The organism is Salinicola sp. V024, assembly GCF_052645315.1.
In genome coordinates this window covers 121,988-147,117 of the sequence record NZ_JBQXYB010000005.1, presented here as the reverse complement: position 1 = coordinate 147,117, position 25,130 = coordinate 121,988, and the positions used below count along the sequence as shown (strand labels likewise).

Below are 25,130 nucleotides of genomic sequence, written 5' to 3'. Positions count from 1 at the left end.
CAAAACCCTTTCATCTGCAGCGTCATCTGACTTGGTAGGTCTGACTTTGGTAGGACCGAGCGGATTTGAACCGCTGACCTCCACGATGTCAACGTGGCGCTCTAACCAACTGAGCTACGGTCCTACAGACATTGCGCTGGGCTTGCCGTGACAACGGATGCGAATTCTACCCGGGCAGACGCGGAATGCAACCCTTCGACAACAAAAATTCGACGCCAACTGCCTGTCGTGTCGGCACTATTCTTCTTCGCCCCCACTGTTCATCCTCACTTTCACCCTCGCTATCACCTTCAATCGACAACGACCTGAATTCGATTGCTGACACCATAGACCATGGTCTATGGCCCGATGCACCTGATGGCCCTACTGAAACCCCGGTTCCGGGTAAGGGTTTGATAAACTCTCGCCATGACGTCATTTCAACAATAGCCATCGAACCGCGGCAGGAAATCAACATGACCCAGCAGGAACGTCACGAAGCCATCGTCGAGCTGGTCAAGCGCCAGGGTTATGCCTCGATCGAACAGCTTGCCAAGGATTTCGACGTCACGCCCCAGACGGTACGCCGGGATCTCAATCAACTCGCGGAAGAAGGCATCGTCAAGCGCGTGCACGGCGGGGCCGGGCTCGAATCGAGTACGGTCAACACCGCCTATCACACGCGCAAGACGCTCAATCTCGATGCCAAGCGCCGCATTGCCGAGATGCTGGCTGCCCAGATTCCCGACTCTTCATCGCTGTTCATCAATATCGGGACCAGCAACGAATTCATTGCCGAAGCGCTGTGCCAGCATAGTGGGCTGGAAGTCATTACCAACAATCTGAACGTGGCCGCCATTCTTCAGCACAAGACCGATTTCAACGTCATCGTTGCCGGGGGGCAGGTTCGCTCGCGGGACGGCGGCATCATCGGCGAGGCGACCATCGATTTCATCAATCAGTTCAAGGTGGACTACGGCATCATCGGCATCAGCGGTATCGACGGTGACGGCTCTCTACTGGAGTTCGACTATCAGGAAGTTCGCGTGGCGCAGGCCATCCTGCGCAACTCCCGCCAGGTATTTCTGGCAGCGGACCATTCGAAGTTCCACCGCAATGCCGTGGTACGACAGGGCAACCTCAGCCAGATCAACGCCTTTTTCACCGACCGCCAGCCGCCTGACGTTCTGTGCCGCCTGATGCGTGAACATGACGTGGCATTGTACGTCGCGGATCCTCTGATAACGGTCGAAGCGGAGGCCTTAACCGCCGACGCGAACTGACTCCGACTGAATTGAAGTGACGCTATCGTCAAGCGCACTTGACGAACTCTCCCCTCACCTTCCGCGCCAGCTGTTGACCGTCGCTCTCGGAAAGCCGACCTCGTGTCGGTTCTTTCTCTTGGGCAATTCGGTCGTATGATAAATCACCAACCATGACCAATGGACGACCACTGGACTCTTCCAGGCGCAATGACACGCTTGATGTTCGAAAGTGATTAATTTATTTTCGTAAACGAACATATTCGATGTCATCACGCTTTCGGGAGAACGGCATGGCTTCTGCGACCCCGCAACACGTTTACGACCTCATCGTTGTCGGCGGCGGCATCAATGGTACCGGGATCGCCAATGATGCCGCTGGACGTGGCCTTTCCGTGCTTTTGTGCGAACAGTCCGATCTTGCCAGCGCCACCTCGTCGGCCAGCAGCAAGCTGATCCATGGTGGCCTCCGTTATCTCGAACACCGGGAGTTCAGGCTGGTCCGGGAAGCGCTGAGGGAGCGCGAAGTCATGCTGCGCAAGGCGCCACACATCGTCTGGCCGCTACGCTTCATTCTTCCGCACCAGCCACATCTGCGCCCAGGCTGGATGATTCGCGCCGGTCTGTTTCTCTACGATCATCTGAGCCATCGTGACAGTCTGGCCAATGCCAGGACTCTGCGATTCGGTCCCGACAGTCCGTTGGTGCCGGCGATCAGGAAAGGGTTCGAGTACTCGGACTGTTGGGTGGACGACGCACGCCTGGTGGTACTGAACGCCTTGCAGGCGCAGGAGAAAGGGGCAGATATACGGGTACGAACGCGCTGTACCCAGGCCCGCGAGGAGAACGGCCAGTGGCGGGTCAGCCTGGAGAACCGCGATACCGGCGAGCGCCAGGAGTGCCGTGGCAAGGTTCTGGTCAATGCCGCCGGGCCGTGGGTGGAGTCTTTCGTCAAGAACAATGCCAAGCGGGAATCGCGCTACGGCATCCGCATGATCCAGGGCAGCCACCTGGTCGTGCCGCGCCTCAATCAGGATGATCGCGCCTACATCCTGCAGAATCAGGATGGCCGTATCGTCTTCGTGCTGCCTTATCAGCAGCGCTTCAGCCTGATCGGCACCACCGACCGCCGCTATCAGGGCGACCCTTCCCAGGTCAGCGTCAACGACGAGGAGATCAACTATCTGCTCGAGGTACTCAACGCTCACTTCGTCAAGCAGCTGAGCCGCGAGGATGTCATCTCGACCTACGCTGGTGTTCGGCCACTGTGTGACGACGAGTCCGAGAATCCCTCGGCCATGACACGCGACTACACGCTCGATCTCGACAGTCATGGCGCGCCGATGCTGTCGATCTTCGGCGGCAAGATCACCACCTATCGCAAGCTGGCGGAAGCGGCGCTGCACAAGCTTCAACCGCTGATGCCGGACATGGGCCAGGCCTGGACGGCCGAGGCTCGTCTCCCCGGCGGGGATATCGAATCGCGGGAGGCCTTTGTCCTGCAGCTGCTGCGCGATTATCCGTTCCTCGGTCGGGAACGGGCCGAGCGTTTCGCTTCCAGCTACGGCACGCTGTGTCTGCGTTTTCTGAATGGCAAGCAGAGTCAGGAAGCACTTGGCCAGCATTTTGGCGGCGGGCTGACTCGCGCCGAGGTCGACTATCTGATCGAACACGAATGGGCACGTACCAGCGAAGACATTCTCTGGCGGCGCAGCAAACTCGGGCTGCGACTGACGAGTGAAGATCAGCAGGCATTGGCGGACTATCTCGATCAGCTCCCGGCTTTCGTCACATCGGTGGCATCATCGAAAGCCCGCTGAAAACTGTCGCCGGCTGCATTGCCAAGTAGCGTGAATCGCCCCAAGGCCACGGTATCATTGTCAGGACGCATTTCTGCTACTCTTGACCCGGCAAGGTGCCCTATCCCGATACAAGGAATGACCCGTTGCTGCAGCTCCTGTTTACCTGTCTTGGTTGCCTCGTCTTGCTGATCACCCTCGCGCCCTATCTGAGGATTCGACACTGGACCATTCGTAGCTTCGATTTCCCGCTTCTGCAGATCGCGATCGCCGCCACCGTTCTGGCACTGGCCCAGCTGGCATTCGGACCCAGCGCCTGGTGGCATTGGGCCGGAATAGCCGCCAGCGTGATTGCTGCCGGCATTCAATGGACGCGGATCTATCCTTGGACGCGTCTGGCTCGCTGCACGGTGGTCGAGGCAGAGTCCCACACCCCTGACCGCCAGCTCAGGCTGCTCGTGTCCAACGTGCTAACGCCGAACCGACAAGCCGACAAGTTGATCGCTCTGGTCAAGCAGCACCAGCCCGACATGCTGCTGACGCTGGAATCGGACCAGTGGTGGGGTGATCAGCTGGATGCCGCCATTGGCGAGATGATGCCGCAGGCGATCCGTATCCCGCTGGACAATCTGTACGGCATGCACCTCTACTCACGGGTGCCGCTGGAAGATGTCGAGGTCAAGTGGCTGATCCAGGATGACATTCCCTCGATTCATGCCTGGGTACGCTTGCCCGGCGGCGAAAGAGTTCGCTTTCATGCGCTGCACCCGCGCCCGCCCGCGCCATCGGAGAGCGACGAATCACTCTGGCGTGATGCCGAACTGCTGCTGGTCGGCGAGGCTATCGCCAAGAAAAAGCTGCCGACGATCGTGGCCGGAGACCTCAATGACGTCGCGTGGTCACCGACGACCAAACTGTTCTGCAAGATCAGTGGAATGCTCGATCTGCGCCGAGGCCGCGGGCAGTACAGCACCTTTCACGCTAAATATCCGATCCTGCGTTGGCCTCTTGACCACGTCTTCGTCACCGAGCATTTCACGCTGGTGCATATGCAGCGGTTGTCGGAAGTCGGATCCGATCACTTTCCGATCCTGGTCACGCTCTCCTACGACCCCTCCCGCGCCGATGAAAACGAGCCGGAAAAAGCGGACGGTGAAGAACGCGAAGATGCCGAGGACACCATCGAAGAAGCGCAGGATCGGCACGGCGAAGCACCGGTATAGGGAAGGACGGTGTAGAAAAAGACAGTGTAGGAAACGACTGTATAGAAAGCCCCAAAGCAAAAGGGATTCGCCCGACCGAGGCATCCGACAAAAACGCCACCCGATCGGGTGGCGTTTTGTTGTGGGTCACTGCAGAAACAGCCTTCCGTACAGTCAAGCCCGGTTTACTCCGGTATGCCGCCCTGGGTCAGCTTGGTCGGATCGAGCAGCCGTTCGAGTTCTTCACGAGAAAGATCGGTTTCCTCTTCGGCCACATCGATAATCGGTCTTCCGCCTTGATAGGCCTTCTTGGCCACTGCCGCAGCGGCGTTGTAGCCGATCACCGAATTGAGTGCCGTCACCAGAATCGGATTCCTGGAAAGCGGCGTCTCGATGTTGTCGCGACGGACATTGAAAGTGGCGATGGCGCTATCCGCCAGCAGCCGGCTGACATTGGTCAGCAGCGTGATGGAGTCCAGCACGTTGTTAGCGATCATCGGCAGCATCACGTTGAGCTGGAAGTTGCCGCTCTGCCCGCCCACCGTGACCGCGGCATCGTTGCCGATCACCTGAGCGGCGACCTGGGCGGCCGATTCGGGAATGACCGGGTTAACCTTGCCGGGCATGATCGAACTGCCCGGCTGTAACGCTTCGAGCTCGATTTCGCCTAGCCCTGCCAGCGGTCCGGAGTTCATCCAGCGCAGGTCGTTGGCGATCTTCATCACGGCAACGGCGTAGGACTTGAGATGACCGGAAAGTTCCACCGCAGCGTCCTGGGAAGCTAGGCTGGCGAAGAAACTGTCGTTGGGACGAAATTCGAGGCGGGTGGCGCTGGCCAGACGCTGGGCGACTTTCGCCGCGAAATCGGGATGCGCATTGACGCCCGTGCCCACCGCAGTACCGCCCAGCGCCAACCGGGTAATCCGCTTCAAGCCGTCCTCGAGACGCTCGACGGCCTGTCCGATCTGGCTCGACCAGCCGCCCAACTCCTGGCTCAGCCGAACCGGCATCGCATCCATCAAGTGCGTGCGGCCGGTCTTGACCACGTCGTCGACGGAGGCCGCCTTGTCGTCGATGGCCGAACGCAAATAATTGAGAGCGGGCAATAGACGCTCGTTGACCTCGATCGCCGCCGCCAGATGAATGGCGGTGGGAATCACGTCGTTGCTCGACTGGCCCATGTTGACGTGATCATTGGGACCCACCTCGAGCCCAGCGCGGCTTGCGAGGTGGGAGATCACCTCGTTGACGTTCATGTTGGTCGAGGTGCCGGACCCCGTCTGAAAGACATCGATCGGGAATTGATCCGGATGTTTGCCCGCGATGATCTCGTCGGTCGCAGCGACGATCGCCTTGGCACGATCCTCATCGAGCAGGCCCAGCTCCAGATTGACCTCGGCGGCCGCCTGCTTGATCCGCGCCACCGCTGAAATGAATGCAGCCGGCAATGGCCGACCGCTGATGGGAAAATTGTTGATGGCACGCTGCGTCTGAGCGCCATAGAGCGCGCTCTCGGGGACTTCCAGTTCGCCCATGCTATCGCGCTCGACTCGTGTCTGAGCCATGACTTTCTCCTGTCGGTGACGGATGAAATGCGAAAGAGGCAGCCAAGACATCGGCCACCTCTCCGAGACTCCTTCAAGACTAGCAGTCGATCCGTAACCTGACCGGCTCGCGACTCAATCGAAATCGATGATCTGACGAATGGCTTGACCATCGGCCAGACGGTCGAAGCCGAGGTTGATCTCGTCCAGCGTCAGTCGATGCGTCAGCAGCCGGTCCACCGGCAGTCGGCCAGCCTGATAAAGCGCGATGTACTCGGGCACATCCAGCGACGGCACATGACCGCCCAGATAGGAGCCCTTGAGCGTGCGCTCCTCGGCGACCATTCGGGTCGGACTGATGGCGAAGCGCACATCGGGATGCGGCAAGCCGGACGTCACGGTCGTGCCGCCACGCGCGGTGGACTCGTAGGCGAACTCCAGCGCCTTGGCAACGCCGGCGAATTCGGCCGCGATATCCACGCCGCCGCCACTGATCTCGCGCACCTGCGCCACCGCATCCGGATCCCCGCTGTTGACGATATGCGTCGCCCCCATCGCCTTGGCGGTCTCCAGCTTGTCCGGCGCGATATCGGCGGCGATGATCTGGCGCGCGCCACCGCCGACCGCGCCCATCACTGCCGCGAGGCCTACCCCGCCGAGCCCGACCACCAGCACCGATTGCCCCAGCCGCAACCCTGCCGTATGTACCACCGCACCGACGCCCGTCAGTACCGCGCAACCGAATAGCGCCGCGATGTGAAATGGCAGACTGGAATCGATCTTGGTCAGGGAGCGCCGCGAGGCGACCGTGTACTCGGCAAAGCCCGAGACGCCGATATGATGATAGATCTTCTCCCCGCCCTTGTGCAGCCGCATTCCCCCACCCAGCAGATGCCCGGCGGTGTTGGCTGCCGCCCCGGGCTGGCAAAGCGCTGCGCGCCCGGAAAGACACGACGAGCACGCGCCGCAACTGGGTGCGAAAGAGAACACCACATGATCGCCCGGCGCGAGATCGGTCACGCCTTCGCCCACCTCGGCAACCTCCCCGGCCGCCTCGTGTCCCAGCACCATGGGCAGCGGGCGCGGCCGATCCCCGTTGATCGTCGAAAGATCCGAATGACACAAGCCGGCGGCACGCATCTTGACCAACACTTCGCCCGGGCCCGGCCCATCCAGCTCGACTTCCTCGATCGACATCGGCAGTGACTCCCGATACGGACGGGGCTTTTTCATCTCATGAATCACGGCGGCACGAATTTTCACGAACACCTCCTGTTTCTGGATCGCCTGGAGCGACTGCCAACGGGGCGGCAGCTCTTTAGCCTATGCGCAAACAACGACGCAGGGACTGCGACTTTGGTCTCTCCCTACCTATTCACCGTCATCAATTCGGAATTGCAGGAAAAGGGAGCTACAGGAAAAGAGAATCACGGGAAAAGGGAACTACAAAAAGACAGTGCCGCAGCCGTCATCTACGATGAACGCGACATGCACAGATTCCTGAAGGAGCCCGCGTCATGTGGCACCGCCACCAGTTTTCACTCAAACCCCGCTCACGCGGTTTTCACCTGGTCACCGACGAGATCATCGGCGCCCTTGCCGGCATCAACGAGATCCGAACCGGCCTGTTACATCTTCAACTGATGCACACTTCCGCCTCGCTGACACTCAACGAAAACGCCGATCCGGACGTGCGCCACGACATGGCCCTGTTCGCCAGCAAACTGGCGCCGGAAAACCTGTCCGGCATGCGACATACGCTCGAGGGCCCCGATGACATGCCCGCCCATGTTCTCGCCAGTCTGTTCGGCACCGAGCTGACCGTCGCCATCGACAACGGCCGGCTGCTCACCGGCACCTGGCAAGGCATCTGGCTGGGCGAACATCGGCAACATGGCGGCACCCGGAAGGTCACCGCCACATTGATGGGCGAATGACGAACGTCTCTCACTGAGGCCGCCTCGCCGCCACCTCAGTGCGAATGACGCGGCACTTCACTTCCTCGGCAACCGCGCAGGAAGTCGAAGTCGCAGCCCTCGTCGGCCTGCAGCACGCGCTCGATATAGAGCTGACGATAGCCGCCGGTGCTGGCGATCTGGTTCGAGGCCGCCATCGGATCGACCTCGGCCAGGCGACGGGCGATTTCGGCATCGTCGACTTCCAGTTCGAGCGCACCGTTGTCGCAGTCGAGCGAGATCCAGTCGCCGTTGTGAACCGCGGCCAACGGGCCGCCGGCGGCGGCTTCCGGCGCCACGTGCAATACCACGGTACCGTAGGCGGTGCCGCTCATGCGGGCGTCGGAGATGCGCACCATGTCGGTAATGCCCTGCTCGAGAATCTTCGGCGGCAGCCCCATGTTGCCGACCTCGGCCATGCCGTGATAGCCACGCGGCCCGCAGTGCTTCAGCACCAGGATATCGTTGGCATCGACTTCGAGATCGGGGTCGTTGATCCGCGCCTTGTAGTCGTCGAAATTCTCGAACACCACCGCGCGGCCGCGATGCTTCATCAATTCGGGACTCGCCGCCGACGGTTTGAGCACCGCCCCGTTGGGCGCCAGATTGCCGCGTAGCACGCACATCCCGCCGTCCTCGCGCAACGGGTTATCCAGCGGCCGGATCACCTCGTCGTTATAGTGCGGCGCGTCCTGCACGTTTTCCCAGATCGTCTTGCCGTTGACGGTCAACGCATCCTTGTGCGGCAACCGATCGGCTTCGCCCAATCGACGCAATACGGCGGGCAGGCCACCGGCATAGTAGAACTCTTCCATCAAGAAGCGCCCGGAGGGCTGCAGATCGACAATGGTCGGCGTGCCTCGGCCAACTCGAGTCCAGTCATCCAGTGGCAAGTCGACGCCAATGCGTCCGGCGATCGCCTTCAGGTGAATGACCGCGTTGGTCGAGCCGCCGATCGCGGCGTTGGTGCGAATGGCGTTCTCGAAGGCTTGCTTGGTGAGCACCTTGGAGAGCTTGAGGTCCTCGTGGACCATCTCGACGATACGGTTGCCGGAGAGATGCGCCAGGACATAGCGGCGCGAATCGACCGCCGGAATCGCCGCGTTGTGGGGTAACGAGGTGCCCAGCGATTCAGCCATGCAGGCCATGGTCGAGGCGGTTCCCATGGTGTTGCAGGTACCGGCGGAGCGCGACATCCCGGCCTCGGCGGCCATGAAGTCGTGGATCGATATCTTGCCGGCCTTGACCTCTTCCGAGAGCTTCCACACCACGGTACCGGAGCCGATGTCCTTGCCTTCGTGCTTGCCGTTGAGCATCGGCCCGCCGGTCACCACGATCGTCGGGATGTCACAGCTCGCCGCGCCCATCAACAGCGCCGGTGTCGTCTTGTCACAGCCCACCAGCAGTACCACGGCGTCCATGGGGTTGCCGCGAATGGCCTCCTCGACATCCATGCTGGCCAGGTTGCGGGTGAACATCGCCGTCGGCCGCAAGTTGGACTCGCCGTTGGAGAACACCGGAAACTCCACCGGATAGCCGCCGGCTTCGAGCACGCCTTTCTTGACGTGTTCCGCGAGCTTACGGAAATGCGCGTTGCACGGCGTCAGCTCCGACCAGGTATTGCAGATGCCGATGATCGGCTTGCCCTGGAACTCATGGTCGGGAATACCCTGGTTCTTCATCCAGCTGCGGTACATGAAGCCGTTCTTGTCGGCGGAGCCGAACCATTCGGCGGAACGCAGCTGGCGTTTCTTCTGGGGCTCAGATCCTTGGGGCTCGGCTTGTCGGGACTTGTCCGATGAATCACTCATCTTTTTCTCCTCGAGCCACCGTCATCACGGTGGCGGTCACGGCAGTCATCAAACGTGTCATCGAAAGTTGCCTTCGCCTGTCGCCATCTACTCGGCACCATCGACAGTCACTCTCGATAATCACAATAGGGAAAACACCAACCACGCCAGGCCAAACGCCATCAGCGAGATACCGATGGAGATCACCGTCCAGGTCTTGAGCATGGTCTTGGTATCGACACCGAGGAATCGACCCACCAGCCAGAAACCGGAATCGTTGACGTGGGAATAGCCGATGGCACCCGCCACGATAGCCACGGTAATGCAGGCTGCAGGCAATCCGGCAAGCGACGGATCTCCCAGCACCACCGGGGCCATGATGCCGGCTGCCGTGGTACCGGCAACCGTAGCCGAGCCCTGAGCCACACGAATCACCGAGGCGATCACGTAGCCGGCCAGGATCACCGGCAGTCCGAACGCCTGCAGACTGTCCGCCAGCGCATCGCCGATGCCACTGGCCGTCAGCACACCGCCGAACATGCCGCCGGCACCGGTGATCAGAATGATGCTGCAGACGGGCGACAACGCCTGTTCGACGATCTCGTTGATGGAATCCATCGCCCCGCGCTCACCGCGGCGAATGACCAGCAGCCACATGGCAATACAGGTGCTGATCAACAGAGCAATCGGCGTCTCGCCGATCACCATCAGCGCGGCTACCAGTGGATTGTCGCCGTCGATGGCCCCACTCTGGCCCAGCGTGGATAGCCCCGTGTTGAGAAAGATCAACACCAGCGGCAGCAATAGCACCAATAAAACCGTACCGAACGCCGGGCGTTTCTCGGGCGGGACCTCCTCGCTTTCATCCCCCATCAGGTTCGGTACCGGCTGAAACGGTGACCGCTTGGCCAGTATCAGCGACAGCCGGTAGCCCATCACGTACCAGGTCGGCAGCCCCACCAGCAGCGCCACGAACAGCACCTGGCCGATGTCGGCATGCAGGAAGACCGCGGCCGCCACCGGGCCCGGGTGCGGAGGCATCAAGGCGTGCATGACCAGAAACGCACCGGCAGCCGGCAGACCGTAGAGCAGCAACGACGCCTTGAGTTCGCGCGCCACCGAGTAGATCACCGGCAGCATCACCACGAAGGCGGCGTCCAGAAAAATCGGAAAACCGAACAGCAGACAGGCGATCGACAGTCCCAACGGTGCTCGCTTGCTGCCGAAGAAGTGAATCAACGTATCGGCCAGTACGCGTGCCCCGCCCGAAACGGCGACCAGTCTTCCCAGCACCGCCCCGAAACCGATCAGCAAAGCGACGTTGCCCAGCGTTTTGCCGAAGCCGCCCAGTAATGTCGGCAGCAGTTCGGCCACCGAAATGCCGGTGGCCAGCGCGGTGCCGATGCTGACGATCACCAGCGCAAAGAACGGATGCAATCGGACCCTGATGATCAGAACCAGTAGAATCGCGATAGCGGCGGCGGCAATCCCCATCAATCCCAATGTCGAGAGACCGGTTGCCGCTTGTGTGGTGTCTTGCATGGCGTCCTCCTGACGGCCGCCACGGCTTCGACTTGACTAGCTGCCGTGGGGTGTCGCTACGTTAGCGCCAATACCAATAACCACATAATGCCAATTCTTGTGCCGATCGATGCCAATACGAGTATCGGTGACGGCGCACCGTGCAGCGAGTCACGTCTCTGTCATCCACGGCGTAATCCGCTACCCGACCAAAGTTGAAAAATGCCGGCTTTCGGTGACGTCAACCGCCCGCCCGACGGGTCTGCTTCCAGCGATCGAACATGACCGCGAGCAGCAGGATCGCCCCACGCACCAGGTATTGATAGAACGTGGGGACGTTGAGCAGCCCCATGGCGTTCTGTACGCAGCCCATGATCAGCACCCCGACCAGCACCCCGGTGATCGATGCGACCCCGCCGGAAAGCGATACGCCGCCCAATACGCAGGCCGAAATGACGGCCAGCTCCAGCCCCTGAGACGTATTGGGATCGCCCAACCCCATGCGCGAGGTCAGCAGCACCCCGGCGATACCGGCGACCAGACCTTGCAGCGCGAAAACCATGATCTTCAGGCGACGGACATTGACCCCCGCCAGGCTGGCCGCTTCCGAGTTTCCCCCGGTCGCGAGCGTGTTGCGGCCAAAAGCGGTCATGTTGAGCACGACGCCGAATATCAGGAAGCAGGCGATCATCGTCCAAACCGGCAGCGTCAGCCCCAGAAACGCGGCGCTACCCAGATCGAAGAAGCCCGGCACGGTGATCATCACCGCGTCACCACCGGAGGTGATATAGGCCAGCCCCCGGACGAACTCCATCGCGGCCAATGTCGCGATCAGCGAGTTGATCCCGAAACGGGCAACCACGAATCCATTGAAGGCTCCCACCGCCGCGCCAGCCGCGACCCCCACCAGCACGCCGATCATCACGCTGCCGCTGGTCGAGGTGACCATGGCGGCAACGACACCGGAAAAGGCGACGATGGACGCCACCGACAGATCGACCTCTCCCAATGCCAGCACCATCATCATGGTGGTGGCAATGGTGCCGATCAGCGTCACCGACAGCAGCAAGCCGACAATGTTACGTTCGGTCAAAAACGACGGCACCATCACGGCAAGACCGATGAACAGCAAGATGAAAACGGCAATCAGGCCGGAAGTGTCGAGCAGCGTCCGTAACGGCTTGGGGAGCCCTCGACGTTCCTCGGCCGGCACTGCCGTCGGCGTGGCAACTTTGTCATTCATGATTCTGAACCCTCTCGCGATTCACAGCTGTTGTAACAGTCGATGCCGAAATTGATGTTGGAGCCGTATCAGGCCGGCAGTGCAAGCCCCAGCAATCGCTCGGGCGTGGCGGCGTCCCGAGACACGATGTCGATCAGCTCGCCGTCTCGCATCACGCCGATGCGATCGCAGATCGAGCTGACCTCAGCCAGGTCGCTGGAGATAATGAGGACCCCTTTCCCCTGCTCGGCAAGATCGTAGAGAAGCGAATAGATATCCCGACGTGCGCCAACATCGATGCCCCGTGTCGGCTCATCCATCACGAACAGGTCGATCTCCTCCGACAGCCAGCGGGCCAGAATCACCTTCTGCTGATTGCCGCCGGACAGGTTGGCGATCGGCGTTTTCGGCCCCGGCGTCCGGATTCGCAACTGGCGGATGTACTCCTCGGTATTCTGAGTTTCACGTCGCGGGTTGCGGAAGCCGCCCCAGCGCTTGAAGAAACGCCGACAGCTGATATTGAGATTGTCCGAGACACTGGCCACCGGGAAAATTCCCTGCGACTTGCGATCTTCCGGACACATCGCGATGCCAGCACGGATTGCCGCCTGAGGAGAGCCGAATCGGCGGGGCGTGCCGTCGAAGGTGACCTGACCGGCGGTGGCTCGCTCGACGCCGCACACCAGGCGCATCAGTTCGCTGCGTCCGGCGCCGACCAGACCGAATAATCCCAGCACCTCGCCACGACGTATTTCGAGGCTGACCGGCGCGCTGACGCCGCGCCCCTCGATACCCTCCAGCCGCATCAGCACTTCGCCGTGCTGGCGCGACCGATATCCGTAGACGTCCTCGATCTCGCGCCCCACCATCTCGCTGACGAGGATGTCGTGATCGAGCCCCTCCAGGGTGTCGTGGGTGCGAATGTGGCGACCATCACGAAACACGGTCACCGCATCGCACATCTCGAACACCTCCTCCATGCGATGGGTCACATAGAGCACGACTCGTCCCTCGTCGCGAAGACGCGAGACGATCCGCTTGAGATGCCGAATTTCCTGAACCGAGAGCGAGCTGGTGGGTTCGTCGAAGGCAATGATCCGGGCGTCGCGCAACAGCGCTCGCCCGATCTCGATCATCTGCTGCTGGCCGATCGATAGATCCCGCACCTTGGTCGAGGGATGAATATCTCCCTCACCCAGTTCCTCCAGAATCGTCGTCGCACGCTCGCGCAGCCGACGCCGATCGAGGAAGCCATGCTTGACCGGCAGTTGCCCCAACAGCAGGTTTTCGGCCACCGAGAGATTGGGCGATAGCGTCAATTCCTGGTAGATGATCGCGATACCCTGACGCAACGCCTCGCGGGAATTGGCGAAAACGATCGGCTCGTCACCGATCCACAGCTGTCCACTGGTCACCCGATTGACACCGCTCAATACCTTCAAGAGTGTCGACTTGCCGGCGCCGTTTTCGCCCATCAAGGCATGGACTTCCCCGCCTCGCGCCGAAAAGCTGACGCCATCCAGCGCGCGAACGCCAGGGAACTCAACGGTAATGCCGTCGACACGCAGATAAGGTTCCGCCATCCCGCTCTCCTCAATCCCTCACGGATCCGATACCACGGCTGCCAGGATTCAAAGCCCCAGATCTTTGCGAACCTGTTCCCAGTTGTCGCGCGTCATCAGCGTGCCTGTCGTTTGCGTGTTGGCAGGCGGCTCCTTGTCTTCGGTGATCCAGGTGTAGAGATTGTCGGCACTCTGGCGGCCGTGCATGGTCGAACTGACGGCGATCGTGCCGTAGAAACCGGTCGCTTTCTCGCGCGAGAACTCGGCAAACGCCGCGCCCGAGCCATTGATACCTACGCCGATGACCTGGTCCGGGGCCAGACCGTACTGCTCGCTGGCACGAACGCCTCCCAACACGCTCTCTTCATTCAGCGCGTAGATGACCCAGTGTTCGAAATCACCATTTTTCGACAACACCGGCGATGCCGCCGCGAACGCGCTGCTAGTGTCGGTATTCTGCTGTGGAGCGTCGAAGATATTGTCCTTGACGAACCCGGCATCCAAGAGAGCATCGGTGGCGCCGTCGGTGCGCTCCTTGGCGGTCGGCAGTTCGTTGTTGCTGATGCGCAACGCCGCCACGCTCTGTGGATCCCAACCTCGAGCCTTCATCTCCTTGGCGATCGTTTCACCGACCTGCTGCCCGATCTTGTAACCCGACATGCCAAGATGTGGCACGGAGTCCATCGGCTTGCCATCTGCGCCGAGGAACTGGTCATCGACGGTTACCACCTTCATCCCATACTGCTTGGCACGATTGGCGATCGCCGGCCCCAGACGAACGTCCGGCGGACAGATCACGAAGCCCTGGGCGCCCTGGGAATTCAGGTTGTCGATCGCGCTGAGCACCTGCTGACCGTCTTCACCGGAGAGACGCACCACCTCGAACCCCTTCTGCTTTCCGAGTGCGCTCGCGGCATCCTGCTCATTGATGAACCACGCCTGCTCCGGCTTCTTGACGATGAAACCGATCTTGACGTCATCCTGGGCGTAAAGTGGCGCGGAACCCAAAACCAAGCTCGATACACCGAGTACGAGTAACGATGATTTAACAAAGCGAATCACTGGCGGCCTCCAGCCCCGTCGGGGGCATTGGGGTTGTTATTAGATAGCCCGTGTCACGTCACGGCAGAAATGACAGTAAGCCGTAAGTCAATAACCGACTAATACGCACACTCACACAAAGCGATACATGATTTGCTATCAGCAAATCGCGGAGATAACCAGCAGGCGGGCATCGCCTCCCGGAGACAACGCCCCGCCACGACTAAAGTCGTTTTAAGACTTTGGTTAAAACAGGCGTTTCATAACCATCAGGGCCGCCATGGTGGCGGCCCTGAGCGTGCCTTGGACAAGGCGATTGCCGGGAGCGGCATCGAAGCCTGCCGCCATCGGGATGCCCGTGGCGACCTGATTCGTGGCGAACCAATACGCGACGGGCTCAGTCGTGCGACCTATGAAGAGTGGGACTGGGTGGAACGTGATTGGCCCTCCGACTGTGTGGTCGAGAAGCGATAGACGGTCCGCGAGTGATAGGTCTCGTCTGGCTTCAGGATCGTCGACGGAAAATTGGACTGATTGGGAGAATCGGGAAAATGCTGGGTCTCCAGCGCGAGCCCCGAGCGATGGGTATAAGCGCGGCCGCTCTTGCCGGTCAGGCTGCCATCGAGAAAGTTACCCGAGTAGAACTGCAGCCCCGGTTCGGTGGTAGAGACTTCGAGCACTCTGCCGCTTTGCGGTTCGGTCACTCTTGCTGCCAGCGCCAGATGGCCTGCCGCGCCCGGATTCTTGCTCAGCACGAAGTTATGATCGTAGCCCTTGCCGTAGGCCAGCTGGGTATTCTTCTCTCCCATCCGCGCGCCGATCGCGGTCGGCCGGCGAAAATCGAACGGTGTGCCGCTGACATCGGCAATCTCGCCGGTCGGAATCAAGGTTTCGTTGACCGGCGTGAACCCGCTCGCATTGATCGTCAACTCATGATTCAGAATGCTGCCATGGCCCTCGCCCTGCAGATTGAAGTAGCTGTGCTGGGTCAGATTGACCGGCGTCGCGCGGGACGTCTTTGCGCGATAGTCGATGGCGAGCTCATTGTCGTTGGTCAGCGTGTAGCTGACCCGGGTCGAGAGTCGGCCGGGAAAGCCTTCCTCGCCGTCTTCACTGGTGTAGGTCAGTACCAGCCCGCGTCCTTCGCTCGAGGAAAACGGCTCGGCATGCCATAGGCGTTGATTGAAGCCGACGTCGCCGCCGTGCAGGGTATTGGGACCATCGTTGGTCGGCAGCTGGTAGGTCTCGCCGTCGAGGCTGAAACGGCCATTGGCGATACGATTGCCATAGCGACCGATCAAGGCACCAAAGTAGGGATTGGCCCGCCGATAGGCATCCGAGAGATAATCGTCGAGCGAGTCGAAGCCGAGCACGATGTCATCCATCTGGCCCTGCAGGTCAGGGGTCTTCAACGACACGATGATGCCACCGTAGTTGATGACCCGCATCTCGATACCGTTGTCGTTGGTGATGCGATAGCAGTCGACCTCGCGTCCATTCGGCAACTGGCCGAAGGCGGATCGCTCGATGCCCGGTGGCAGGGCACTGGAGGATGATGAATCGATCGGCATCGTCTGCGCCTGGGCTTGTAAAAAGGCTTGGCCGATCATCAACCCGAACAGCCCGACGCCGAGATAGCGAGGAAAAGAAAAGACATGGCGTGTCATCGCAAGCTCCTGTTTTTCGTTTAGCTATACGTTTTGGTTATTATTTCTGTTTATCTCGACGTCAGCGCCAATCGGTTGCCGCCAATGACGTCCGTCTAAACCGTAGACCGCCGGCACCGATCTGACTATACGAGAACCGCACGACACGCCTCATAAAAACGTCGAATATTCGCCAGAGACAACATCATGAAATCCCAACCCACCGATCTGCTGTCCCCCGACTGGTTCCTCCGCGTCCGGCTCAAGCTTCGCCATCTTCAATTGTTCGTGGCGCTGGACGAGTGCCGCAATCTCCATCGGGCCGCGACCAAACTGGGCATGAGTCAACCGGCGGCCTCCAAGCTGCTGGGAGATCTGGAGCATCTGCTCGGGGTCTCGCTTTTCGATCGTCACTCTCGTGGCGTGACGCCCAACTGGTATGGCGAAAGCATGATTCGACACGCTCGCGGCATGTTGACCTCGCTCGCGCAGGCCAGCGAGGAGATCAATGCGCTCAGCGAAGGCAATGCCGGAACGGTTTCGATCGGTACCGTGCTGGCACCGGCGGTGACGCTGCTCGCCAGCGCCGTGGAACGCGTGCATCGCGACAGCCCCCATCTGGAGGTCAATATCGATGTCGATGTCAGTCGCAATCTGGTGCCGCGGCTACGCGACGGTGAGTTCGATTTCGCCATTGCTCGAATTCCCAGCGGCATGCCGGCCGGCGACTTCGTGTTCGAGGAGATCGGAGAGGAGGCGCTCTGTTTCGTCTGCCGCGCAGGCCATCCTCTCGCAGCGCAGGAGACGTTCGACCTGACTGCGATGCTGGATTATCCCTGGGTATTGCAACCCCCGGGGGCGCTGATGCGGCAACGCGTCGAGCATCTGTTCCTGCATCACAAGGTGGCGCCACCGCAGCGAATCATCAATACGCCGGATATCTATATGGCCCTGGCGATGGTCGACAAGTCGGATTCGGTCACGGTCACGACGCGGGAGGTCGCCGAACTCCTCTGCACGCAGCCGCGTTTCGTGATTCTGCCGTCGACGGATGCCCTCAGCGTCCAGCCATTCGGCCTGATCAGCCTGCGCGAGCGTCGCATGTCACCGGGCGCCGCCAAATTGATGAGCACCCTGCATCAGATGATTCGTGAACGCCGAGCGCTCGAGTCGAAGGTGACGCCAACCGAGCCGCCCGCCTACAAGGACATCACGCTCTAAGATCTCGGGGGCCTGAACTTGCCACCTGCCACAATCCCCAAGCGGCTCGGGCGTCTACCACTCCAGCGCCTGCTTGACGAACGGAATGGTCAGTCTGCGTTTGGCCGATAGCGATGCGCTGTCGAGCCGACGCAGGAGATCGAACAGCGGGTCCAGCTGACGGGGACCACGATGCAGGATATAGCGCCCTACCTCTGGCGGCAGCTCCATACCTCGGACCTGCGCTCGCAGCTGAAGCGCGGCCAGGCGCTGCGTATCATCGAGCGGTTGGGCGTGAAACACCATGCCCCAGCTCAGCCGGGAAGCCAGATCCGGCAGCTTGACCTCGAGCTGGCGCGGCGAACGGTCGGCAGCGATCACCAGGCGCTTTCCGGCGTCGCGCAGGCGATTGAAGCCGTGAAACAGCGCCTCCTCCCAGCGCTTGCGCCCCGTCACCAGCTGTAGATCGTCGATCGCCAGCAGATCCAGGCGCTCCGGCTCTTCGAGGATGTCCGGCGGGAAATGCCCCAGCGTCTGCAGTGGCAGATAGAGTGCGCGCTTGCCCTGCGCGTCCGCGTTGTGACAGGCCGCCTGGAGCAGGTGGCTACAGCCCACGCCTTCACCGCCCCACAGATAGAGAAAGGGTTCGCCTCCCTCCTCCAGCTGCTCGGTCAAATGCGACACCAGCGAGGCGTTGTTACCCGGCAGGTAGTTGGCGAAGGTGGCGTCATCGCGCAGCCCGATGCCGAGTGGCAGTTGAGACGGCCCCGGACTCATGTTGAACCATCCTCCTGACGCGGGTTTAGGGGATGCTCGCCGCCTGGCGAACGATCGTGGAGCTGGCTGCCACGGTAGCGGTTGTAGACACCGCGCAGCAATACCATGATCCCGGCCGCCACCGACAGCGCTTGGATTGGCGGCGAGATCGTCACCTGCATCCGATTGAACGCGCTCGGCACCGCCTCGGTCAGCAGCCAGACCGTCAACGCCACGCCCAGCACGCTCCAGATTTGCAGTTTTGTCATGATGCTCTCGTCGCCCTTCGGCTGCCCCCTCAATGAAGGCAATGCTACAATGCGCCCCGCTTAACATCATCCTTATTCCTTGGCTCCGCGAGAAAGGTCCTCCTATGACGCGCTCCTCTTCCGACACCCCGAATGCGCCCCGTTCGCCAGCCCCCCATTCCCTGACCTACCGCGACGCGGGCGTCGACATCGATGCCGGCAACGCGCTGATCGAGAGAATCAAGGGTGTCGCCAAGCGCACCGCGCGACCGGAAGTGATGGGCGGGCTCGGCGGTTTCGGTGCGCTGTGCGAATTGCCCAGCGGCTATCGCCAGCCGGTGCTGGTTTCCGGCACCGATGGCGTGGGTACCAAGCTGCGTCTGGCCATGGACCTGGGCCGGCATGACACCATCGGCATCGATCTGGTCGCCATGTGCGTCAACGATCTGGTCGTCGCCGGTGCCGAGCCGCTGCAGTTTCTCGACTACTACGCCACCGGCAAGCTGGATATCGATATCGCCGCCGACGTGGTAACCGGCATCGGCGAGGGTTGCAGCCAGGCCGGTTGCGCCCTCGTCGGCGGAGAGACAGCGGAGATGCCCGGGATGTACGCGGGCAGCGACTATGATCTGGCCGGTTTCTGCGTGGGCGTGGTCGAGAAGTCGGAAATCCTCGACGGCAGCAAGGTCGCTGAAGGCGACGTGCTGCTGGGCCTGGCCTCATCCGGCCCGCACTCCAACGGCTATTCGCTGATCCGCAAGATCCTCGAGGTCGGCGGTGCCAAGCTCGACGAGAGCCTCGACGGGAAGCCGTTGGCCGACCTGCTGATGGCGCCCACCCGCATCTATGTCAAGCCGCTGCTGTCGCTGATCAAGTCCAGCACCGTCGATGTCCATGCGCTGTCCCACATTACCGGCGGCGGATTGCTCGAGAACGTGCCTCGTGTGCTGCCCGACAACCTGGCGGCACGCATCGACGTCACCAGCTGGCAGCGCCCCGCCGTGTTCGACTGGCTGCAGCAGCAGGGCAACGTCGAAGAGCGCGAGATGTACCGCGTACTCAACTGCGGCATCGGCATGGTGGTCGTGGTCGCTGCCGATCAGACCGATCAGGCGATCGCGCATCTCGAAGCTGCCGGCGAGACCGTTTATCGCCTGGGCGATATCGTCGCTCGCGAAGGCGATACGGAATCCGTCCTGCTGGAGAATCTCCCGACATGAGCGACGACCATCCTTCTCAGCAGCACGATACGCTGAACGACTTCGAGGCCGATACGGCCGAAAAGCCGCGGGTCGTGGTGCTGATCTCCGGGAACGGCAGTAACCTGCAGGCGCTGCTCGACGCCCAGGAACATGGTGAGCTGGGCGGCGGCGAAATCGTCGCCGTGGTTTCCAACAAGGCCGATGCCTACGGGCTCAAACGGGCCAAGGACGCCGGGGTCGACGCTGTCGCGCTGCCCCATCGCGAGTATGATTCGCGCGAAGCCTTCGATGCCGCGCTGATCAGAGTGATCGACCGTCATGAACCCGACCTGCTGGTGCTTGCCGGTTTCATGCGCATCCTGACGCCATCCTTCGTCGATCGTTATCGGGGGCGCATGCTCAACGTCCACCCGTCGCTACTGCCTGCCTATCAGGGCTTGGACACGCATCGACGGGCGCTGGCCGACAACGTCTCGGAACACGGCGTCAGCGTGCACTTCGTCACCGAAGAGCTCGACGGTGGGCCGGTGGTCATCCAGGCGGTGGTCAACGTCGAGCCGAATCAAGATATCGACGAATTGATCGACAAGGTCCACGCTCGTGAGCACCTGATCTATCCGATCGCCGTGCGCTGGTTCCTCGAAGGCCGCGTCAAATTGTCACCCGAGGGCCAGGTGACGCTGGACAACATGCCGCTGCCCGCAACGGGTCTGCGCATGTCCCATGCCGACGCCGCCGAAGAGCTGGATGAAGATCTGGACAAAGATCTCGACGGCTGACATCCAGACTTTCCATCCAGACCCTCGGCCGGCAGCATAGCCGGCCTCGTTATTGCCTCGGATATTGATCTGAGGCTCGTCCTCCACTTGCCCTGACCGCAATCTTTGCCAGACTGAGATCACGTAATCGCCCGACGCATCGCCGGGCGAATGATCTTTACCGGCGATGCTTCAATCAGCAAGGAGGACAAGCGATATGGATTATCGTCCGCTAGGCAATTCAGGCCTGATGGTATCGACGCTGACCCTGGGCACGGTGCCCTTCGGTGGCGCCAACGGTTTCGAGAAAGCTGCCAGTGTCGACGCCAAGGGCGCCAAGAAGCTGCTGGACATCGCCTTCGACGCCGGCGTCAATCTGGTCGACACTGCCGACCTCTACTCTCTCGGCCTGGCCGAAGAGATCACCGGCAAGGCGCTGGGCAATAAACGCAACGACATCATTCTCGCCACCAAGGGTCGAAGCCCGCTGGGTGACGATCCCAATGCCTCCGGCGCCTCGCGGTACCATCTTATCCGTGCCGTCGAAGCCAGTCTCAAGCGCCTCGGCACCGATCATATCGATCTCTACCAGCTGCACAACTGGGACGGCGTCACGCCGATCGAGGAGACGCTCGAGGCCATGCACCAACTCGTCGCCAGCGGCAAGGTTCGCTACTGGGGTACCTCCAATTATACCGGCTGGCAGATGATGAAGACGCTCGGCAAGGCCGAGACGCACAACATGATCAAACCGATCAGCCAGCAGATCTACTACACCCCGGAATCCCGCGAGGCGGAATACGAGTTGATGCCGCTGGCGATCGATCAGAACGTGGGGTCGCTGATCTGGGGGCCGCTGGGCGAGGGTTTCCTGACCGGCAAGGTACGTCGCGGCCAGAAGACACCGCCGGACACTCGTCAGGGCAACGGCTGGCCGGAACCCTACGTTCACGACATGGAACGCGCCTACGACATCATCGAGGCCCTGGCCGCCATCGGCGAGGCCCACGACTGTTCCATCCCGCGAGTCTGCCTGGCCTGGTTGAAGGATCGCCCGGGCGTGACCTCGCTGATCGTCGGCGCCCGCACCGAAGAGCATCTGCGTGACAATCTGGCGGCTGCCGATCTCGAACTGAGCCAGGAAGAGCATCAGCGGCTGGAAAAACTGACCCGCCCGGCCCCGCTCTATCCTTACTGGCATCGCGTGGTTTCCGGAATGGATCGTCTGGATCCGGCAGAAAAGCCGTTTCTGGACGGATTCGGCGAAACCATCAAGAACCGCACCGATGACCGCTCGGCCTCATGACAATCAACTAACTACCGAAGAACGTAAGCGAGGCAGGCAAGACAAGGAAAAAACGGCCGAAAAAGCGCAGTTTACGAGTTTGTAAATGAGCGTTTTAAGGCCGTTTTTGATGCAGTATTGTCAACGCAGGTAGTTCTTTCAGGTGCGCGGTAGCGTTACGCCGCGCTGCCCCATGTACTTACCGCCACGATCCTTGTAGGAGACGTCGCAGACTTCGTCGGATTCCAGAAACAGCATCTGCGCCACACCCTCGTTGGCGTAGATTCGGGCCGGCAGATTGGTGGTGTTGGAAAACTCCAGCGTCACGTGCCCTTCCCACTCCGGCTCCAGCGGCGTCACATTGACGATAATGCCGCAGCGCGCGTAGGTCGACTTGCCCAGACAGATCGTCAGAACGCTGCGCGGAATACGGAAATATTCCACGGTGCGCGCCAGGGCGAACGAGTTGGGCGGAATCACGCAGGCGTCGCCCTTGATATCGACAAAGCTCTTCTCGTCGAACGCCTTGGGATCGACGATCGCCGAGTGGATATTGGTGAACACCTTGAACTCGTCGGCGCAGCGCACATCGTAGCCGTAGCTGGAAGTCCCGTAGGAGATCACGCGCTGATTGTTCACGTGGCGGACCTGATCGGCTTCGAACGGCTCGATCATGCCTTCCCGCTCCGCCATCCGGCGAATCCAGTTGTCGGATTTAATGCTCATGCAGGCGTCCTTGAGACAGAAACTGACGTCATCTCGACGCCACGAATTCGATAGGAGTGATCTGATCGGGTCGATCTGATCGAGGCGTCATGATAGCGACCCGATTTCATGAAGGAAAAGAAAAAAGGACCCGAGTGACACGGCTGCGCTGGCAATGCCGCGCAGAATACGGCGAGAGAACCGCACTCTGCGCTTTCTGGCCCCCTTTCTGAGCGAAACCCGGCATCGAACGACAGCCCGCGCCGGGCGAGTTCAGTCGCTGAATGAAATCGACGGGCCCGCGGTGTCCTGCTCGGCGACACCACTGGCGACGGCGCGCGCCATGGCCCGGAACGTGGCGGCGATTTCGCCGTCCGGTTCGGCGACGACACTGGGCGTGCCGCCATCGGCCTGCTCGCGGATCGAGAGTTGCAGCGGCAATTGCCCCAGCAACTGCGTGTCGTACTGCTCGGCGATATTCTCGCCGCCACCGGCACCGAAGATCGGCTCGCTGTGACCGCAGTTCGAGCAGATATGCAGGCTCATGTTCTCGACCACACCGAGCACCGGCACGTTGACCTTGCGAAACATCTCGATGCCCTTGCGCGCGTCGAGCAGCGCGATGTCCTGCGGCGTGGTGACGATCACCGCACCGTCGACCGGCACTTTCTGCGCCAGCGTCAACTGGATATCGCCGGTGCCCGGCGGCATGTCGATGAACAGAAAATCGAGATCGTCCCACAGCGTCTGGTTGAGCAGCTGCTGGAAAGCACCGGAGACCATCGGCCCACGCCACACCATTGGCTGATTGATATCGACCATGAACGCCATCGACATCGCCTGGATGCCGTGCGCCATCACCGGCTTCATGCTCTTCTCGTCGATCACCTCGGGCCGGGTATTCTCGGGCAGCCCCAGCATCCGGGCCTGGCTGGGCCCGTAGATATCGGCGTCGAGAAGACCCACGCGGTACCCTTCCGCCGCCATTGCCAATGCCAGATTGGCGGTGACGGTGGACTTGCCGACGCCACCCTTGCCGGACGCCACGGCCACGATATGCTTGATGCCCTCGATCACGAACCACTCCTTGCAACGTTCAAAAACTGACTGGAATCAGTATAACGAGCCACGCCGCCAAACCCCTAACCACAATCCCCCTGTCACAGATCAGGAAAGGCGCATGTCCGGCAGAACGACCGCAACAAGCCGCCCGCGCGCCGAGGCCACTAATGCGTCCACCGCACAGCGCGTTCAGCCGGTCAGCGACGAGCGAGTTCGTCCTGCACGGCCAGTTTGGTACGAATGAAATCGCTGTGGGTCACGTAGAGCAGGTCAGCCAGGCGCCGGATGCGATGTTCCTCAAGCGCGGCGAGTTCGTGGTCGGCGTAGGCCAGCCGCCACATGGCCGCGATCAGCTCGACGCGCTGATCGTAGTCGTAACGTTCGTTGAGCAGAGAAACGTATTGGAAATGGTCCACCGCCTGCTCGACCTGCTGCTGGGCCTCCTGAATCAACGCCTTTGCAGCCGCTTCGTCCAGCGAGAACTGGGACATCAGAATGCGACGCAGCGTGGCCAGTTCTTGAGGGTCCACTTCATAATCGGCGCGCAGCACTTCGCTGAACAGCGCCGCCACTGCCAGCTGCGGCGTGACGGCGTCAGAGTCACCGGATTCCGGCGCGGTCAGAACACGCTGGAAGAAATGCTGAACGGTATCGAGCATGGATAAATCCCCTTGCGGTAATCGGCAAAAAAATGGGTAACGTTTCGACACCGAAAGCGCTAAAGGTTCACTCTAGGCGGTTCCGGGAAACCGGATCACTGCAACGAAAAAACCCGCAACCGAGGTTGCGGGTTCGACAGGCGAGCAGCGGCTACTCACGACCGACTGAGAAAGCCGGTGATCAAGCGCCGTGGGCGGCGAGGAACTCCGGCGTCAGCTTGAGTTCGCTGTTGGAGTTGACGCCGATGCCGCGCGTGGTGACGTTGCGCGCGATCTGCTGCGCCTCGTCCAGCGAATGCATCTCCGCCGTGCCGCACTGGTAGACGTTGAGCTCAGGAATCGACTTCTGATCGGTGAGTTCCAGCACGTCTTCCATCGCCGCTTTCCAGGCGGTACCCACGGTCTGCTCATCAACCTGACCGATCAGGCTCATGTAGAACCCGGTACGGCAACCCATCGGTGAGATATCGATGATCTCGACGCCGTCGCTGTTGAGATGCTGACGCATGAACCCGGCGAACAGATGCTCGAGCGTGTGGATGCCGCGCTCGGACAGAATCTCTTCGTTGGGAATGCAAAAACGCAGGTCGTAGACGGTGATGTTATCGCCAGCCGGGGTTTTCATCTGCTTGGCGACGCGTACCGCGGGTGCATTCATCTTGGTGTGGTCGACCATGAAACTATCGAGTAATGGCATGCTCGTCTCCTTCTCGTATGTTCGAACGTGTACCT

21 protein-coding genes, 1 tRNA gene and 1 pseudogene are annotated in these 25,130 nt (G+C 61.0%); 8 read left to right on the top strand and 15 right to left on the bottom strand.

What is annotated here, in order from left to right; translation table 11 throughout:
• Nucleotides 1-47 precede the first annotated feature (47 nt).
• Nucleotides 48-124: transfer RNA gene (locus tag ACUN9V_RS09985), tRNA-Val, on the bottom strand.
• Nucleotides 125-455: 331 nt separating this feature from the next.
• Between ACUN9V_RS09985 and ACUN9V_RS09980 the strand changes: the two genes are divergently transcribed.
• The 3 genes from ACUN9V_RS09980 to ACUN9V_RS09970 all read left to right on the top strand — a co-directional run bounded on the left by ACUN9V_RS09980 (nt 456) and on the right by ACUN9V_RS09970 (nt 4,263).
• Nucleotides 456-1,262 carry a DeoR/GlpR family transcriptional regulator gene (locus ACUN9V_RS09980; protein ID WP_075562010.1) on the top strand — a complete coding sequence of 269 codons (807 nt, stop codon included), beginning with the start codon at nt 456-458 and terminating at the stop codon, nt 1,260-1,262.
• 272 nt (nt 1,263-1,534) lie between these two features.
• The gene (gene glpD, locus ACUN9V_RS09975; RefSeq protein ID WP_083627758.1) at nt 1,535-3,061 is read left to right on the top strand and encodes a glycerol-3-phosphate dehydrogenase; all 1,527 of its coding nucleotides are present in this window, start codon (nt 1,535-1,537) and stop codon (nt 3,059-3,061) included.
• A gap of 125 nt (nt 3,062-3,186) precedes the next feature.
• A complete protein-coding gene (locus ACUN9V_RS09970; RefSeq protein ID WP_075562008.1) occupies nt 3,187-4,263 on the top strand; it encodes an endonuclease/exonuclease/phosphatase family protein in 1,077 nt (358 codons plus the stop codon).
• Nucleotides 4,264-4,427: 164 nt separating this feature from the next.
• Here ACUN9V_RS09970 and ACUN9V_RS09965 read toward each other — a convergent pair whose 3' ends face one another.
• Nucleotides 4,428-5,807 carry a class II fumarate hydratase gene (locus ACUN9V_RS09965; protein ID WP_445511277.1) on the bottom strand — a complete coding sequence of 460 codons (1,380 nt, stop codon included), beginning with the start codon at nt 5,805-5,807 and terminating at the stop codon, nt 4,428-4,430.
• A gap of 114 nt (nt 5,808-5,921) precedes the next feature.
• Nucleotides 5,922-7,049, bottom strand: coding sequence for a zinc-dependent alcohol dehydrogenase family protein (locus tag ACUN9V_RS09960; RefSeq protein WP_110691666.1), 1,128 nt, complete (start codon nt 7,047-7,049; stop codon nt 5,922-5,924).
• A 254-nt stretch (nt 7,050-7,303) separates the two neighbouring features.
• Between ACUN9V_RS09960 and ACUN9V_RS09955 the strand changes: the two genes are divergently transcribed.
• Complete coding sequence (locus ACUN9V_RS09955) at nt 7,304-7,723, top strand: secondary thiamine-phosphate synthase enzyme YjbQ (RefSeq protein WP_110691665.1); 420 nt, start codon at nt 7,304-7,306, stop codon at nt 7,721-7,723.
• Nucleotides 7,724-7,758: 35 nt separating this feature from the next.
• On the opposite strand, the gene ACUN9V_RS09950 is transcribed toward ACUN9V_RS09955, so the two are convergent.
• From ACUN9V_RS09950 to ACUN9V_RS09925, 6 genes are all read right to left on the bottom strand, one after another.
• The gene (locus ACUN9V_RS09950; protein WP_075562004.1) at nt 7,759-9,552 is read right to left on the bottom strand and encodes an IlvD/Edd family dehydratase; all 1,794 of its coding nucleotides are present in this window, start codon (nt 9,550-9,552) and stop codon (nt 7,759-7,761) included.
• Nucleotides 9,553-9,672: 120 nt separating this feature from the next.
• Nucleotides 9,673-11,073, bottom strand: a complete 1,401-nt coding sequence (locus ACUN9V_RS09945) for a GntP family permease (RefSeq protein ID WP_445511276.1) — start codon at nt 11,071-11,073, stop codon at nt 9,673-9,675.
• 220 nt (nt 11,074-11,293) lie between these two features.
• Entirely contained in the window at nt 11,294-12,295 is a 1,002-nt protein-coding gene (gene araH, locus ACUN9V_RS09940; protein ID WP_075562002.1) for an L-arabinose ABC transporter permease AraH, read from the bottom strand.
• A 68-nt stretch (nt 12,296-12,363) separates the two neighbouring features.
• Complete coding sequence (gene araG / locus ACUN9V_RS09935) at nt 12,364-13,857, bottom strand: L-arabinose ABC transporter ATP-binding protein AraG (protein ID WP_110691662.1); 1,494 nt, start codon at nt 13,855-13,857, stop codon at nt 12,364-12,366.
• 48 nt (nt 13,858-13,905) lie between these two features.
• Entirely contained in the window at nt 13,906-14,850 is a 945-nt protein-coding gene (locus ACUN9V_RS09930; protein WP_245392121.1) for an arabinose ABC transporter substrate-binding protein, read from the bottom strand.
• 437 nt (nt 14,851-15,287) lie between these two features.
• Complete coding sequence (locus ACUN9V_RS09925; protein WP_445511275.1) at nt 15,288-16,544, bottom strand: aldose epimerase family protein; 1,257 nt, start codon at nt 16,542-16,544, stop codon at nt 15,288-15,290.
• A 186-nt stretch (nt 16,545-16,730) separates the two neighbouring features.
• Between ACUN9V_RS09925 and ACUN9V_RS09920 the strand changes: the two genes are divergently transcribed.
• Nucleotides 16,731-17,744: a LysR substrate-binding domain-containing protein gene (locus tag ACUN9V_RS09920; protein ID WP_083627756.1), complete on the top strand. Its 1,014-nt coding sequence runs from the start codon at nt 16,731-16,733 to the stop codon at nt 17,742-17,744.
• A gap of 54 nt (nt 17,745-17,798) precedes the next feature.
• Here the strand turns inward: ACUN9V_RS09920 and hda are convergent, their stop codons facing one another.
• Both hda and ACUN9V_RS09910 read right to left on the bottom strand, forming a co-directional pair.
• Entirely contained in the window at nt 17,799-18,500 is a 702-nt protein-coding gene (gene hda, locus ACUN9V_RS09915; RefSeq protein ID WP_445511274.1) for a DnaA regulatory inactivator Hda, read from the bottom strand.
• On the bottom strand, nt 18,497-18,748 hold the full coding sequence (locus ACUN9V_RS09910; RefSeq protein ID WP_445511273.1) for a hypothetical protein: 252 nt from the start codon (nt 18,746-18,748) through the stop codon (nt 18,497-18,499). The genes hda and ACUN9V_RS09910 overlap by 4 nt, the downstream gene beginning before the upstream one ends.
• 104 nt (nt 18,749-18,852) lie before the next feature.
• Here ACUN9V_RS09910 and purM point away from each other — a divergent pair, with 104 nt between their 5' ends.
• The 3 genes from purM (at nt 18,853) to ACUN9V_RS09895 (ending at nt 21,993) form a co-directional block, all read left to right on the top strand.
• The gene (gene purM, locus ACUN9V_RS09905) at nt 18,853-19,947 is read left to right on the top strand and encodes a phosphoribosylformylglycinamidine cyclo-ligase (RefSeq protein WP_445511272.1); all 1,095 of its coding nucleotides are present in this window, start codon (nt 18,853-18,855) and stop codon (nt 19,945-19,947) included.
• Nucleotides 19,944-20,708, top strand: a complete 765-nt coding sequence (purN, locus tag ACUN9V_RS09900; protein ID WP_445511271.1) for a phosphoribosylglycinamide formyltransferase — start codon at nt 19,944-19,946, stop codon at nt 20,706-20,708. The genes purM and purN overlap by 4 nt, the downstream gene beginning before the upstream one ends.
• Nucleotides 20,709-20,904: 196 nt before the next feature.
• Nucleotides 20,905-21,993, top strand: a complete 1,089-nt coding sequence (locus ACUN9V_RS09895; RefSeq protein WP_075561996.1) for an aldo/keto reductase — start codon at nt 20,905-20,907, stop codon at nt 21,991-21,993.
• Nucleotides 21,994-22,131: 138 nt separating this feature from the next.
• On the opposite strand, the gene dcd is transcribed toward ACUN9V_RS09895, so the two are convergent.
• The 4 genes and pseudogenes from dcd to luxS form a co-directional block, all read right to left on the bottom strand.
• Entirely contained in the window at nt 22,132-22,698 is a 567-nt protein-coding gene (dcd, locus tag ACUN9V_RS09890) for a dCTP deaminase (protein WP_075561995.1), read from the bottom strand.
• Between the two features lie 252 nt (nt 22,699-22,950).
• A pseudogene (gene apbC, locus ACUN9V_RS09885) lies at nt 22,951-23,766 on the bottom strand (iron-sulfur cluster carrier protein ApbC); the annotation flags it as partial.
• Nucleotides 23,767-23,936: 170 nt separating this feature from the next.
• The gene (locus ACUN9V_RS09880) at nt 23,937-24,398 is read right to left on the bottom strand and encodes a tellurite resistance TerB family protein (RefSeq protein WP_445511270.1); all 462 of its coding nucleotides are present in this window, start codon (nt 24,396-24,398) and stop codon (nt 23,937-23,939) included.
• Between the two features lie 181 nt (nt 24,399-24,579).
• Entirely contained in the window at nt 24,580-25,095 is a 516-nt protein-coding gene (luxS, locus tag ACUN9V_RS09875; protein WP_075561992.1) for an S-ribosylhomocysteine lyase, read from the bottom strand.
• Nucleotides 25,096-25,130: the final 35 nt, after the last annotated feature.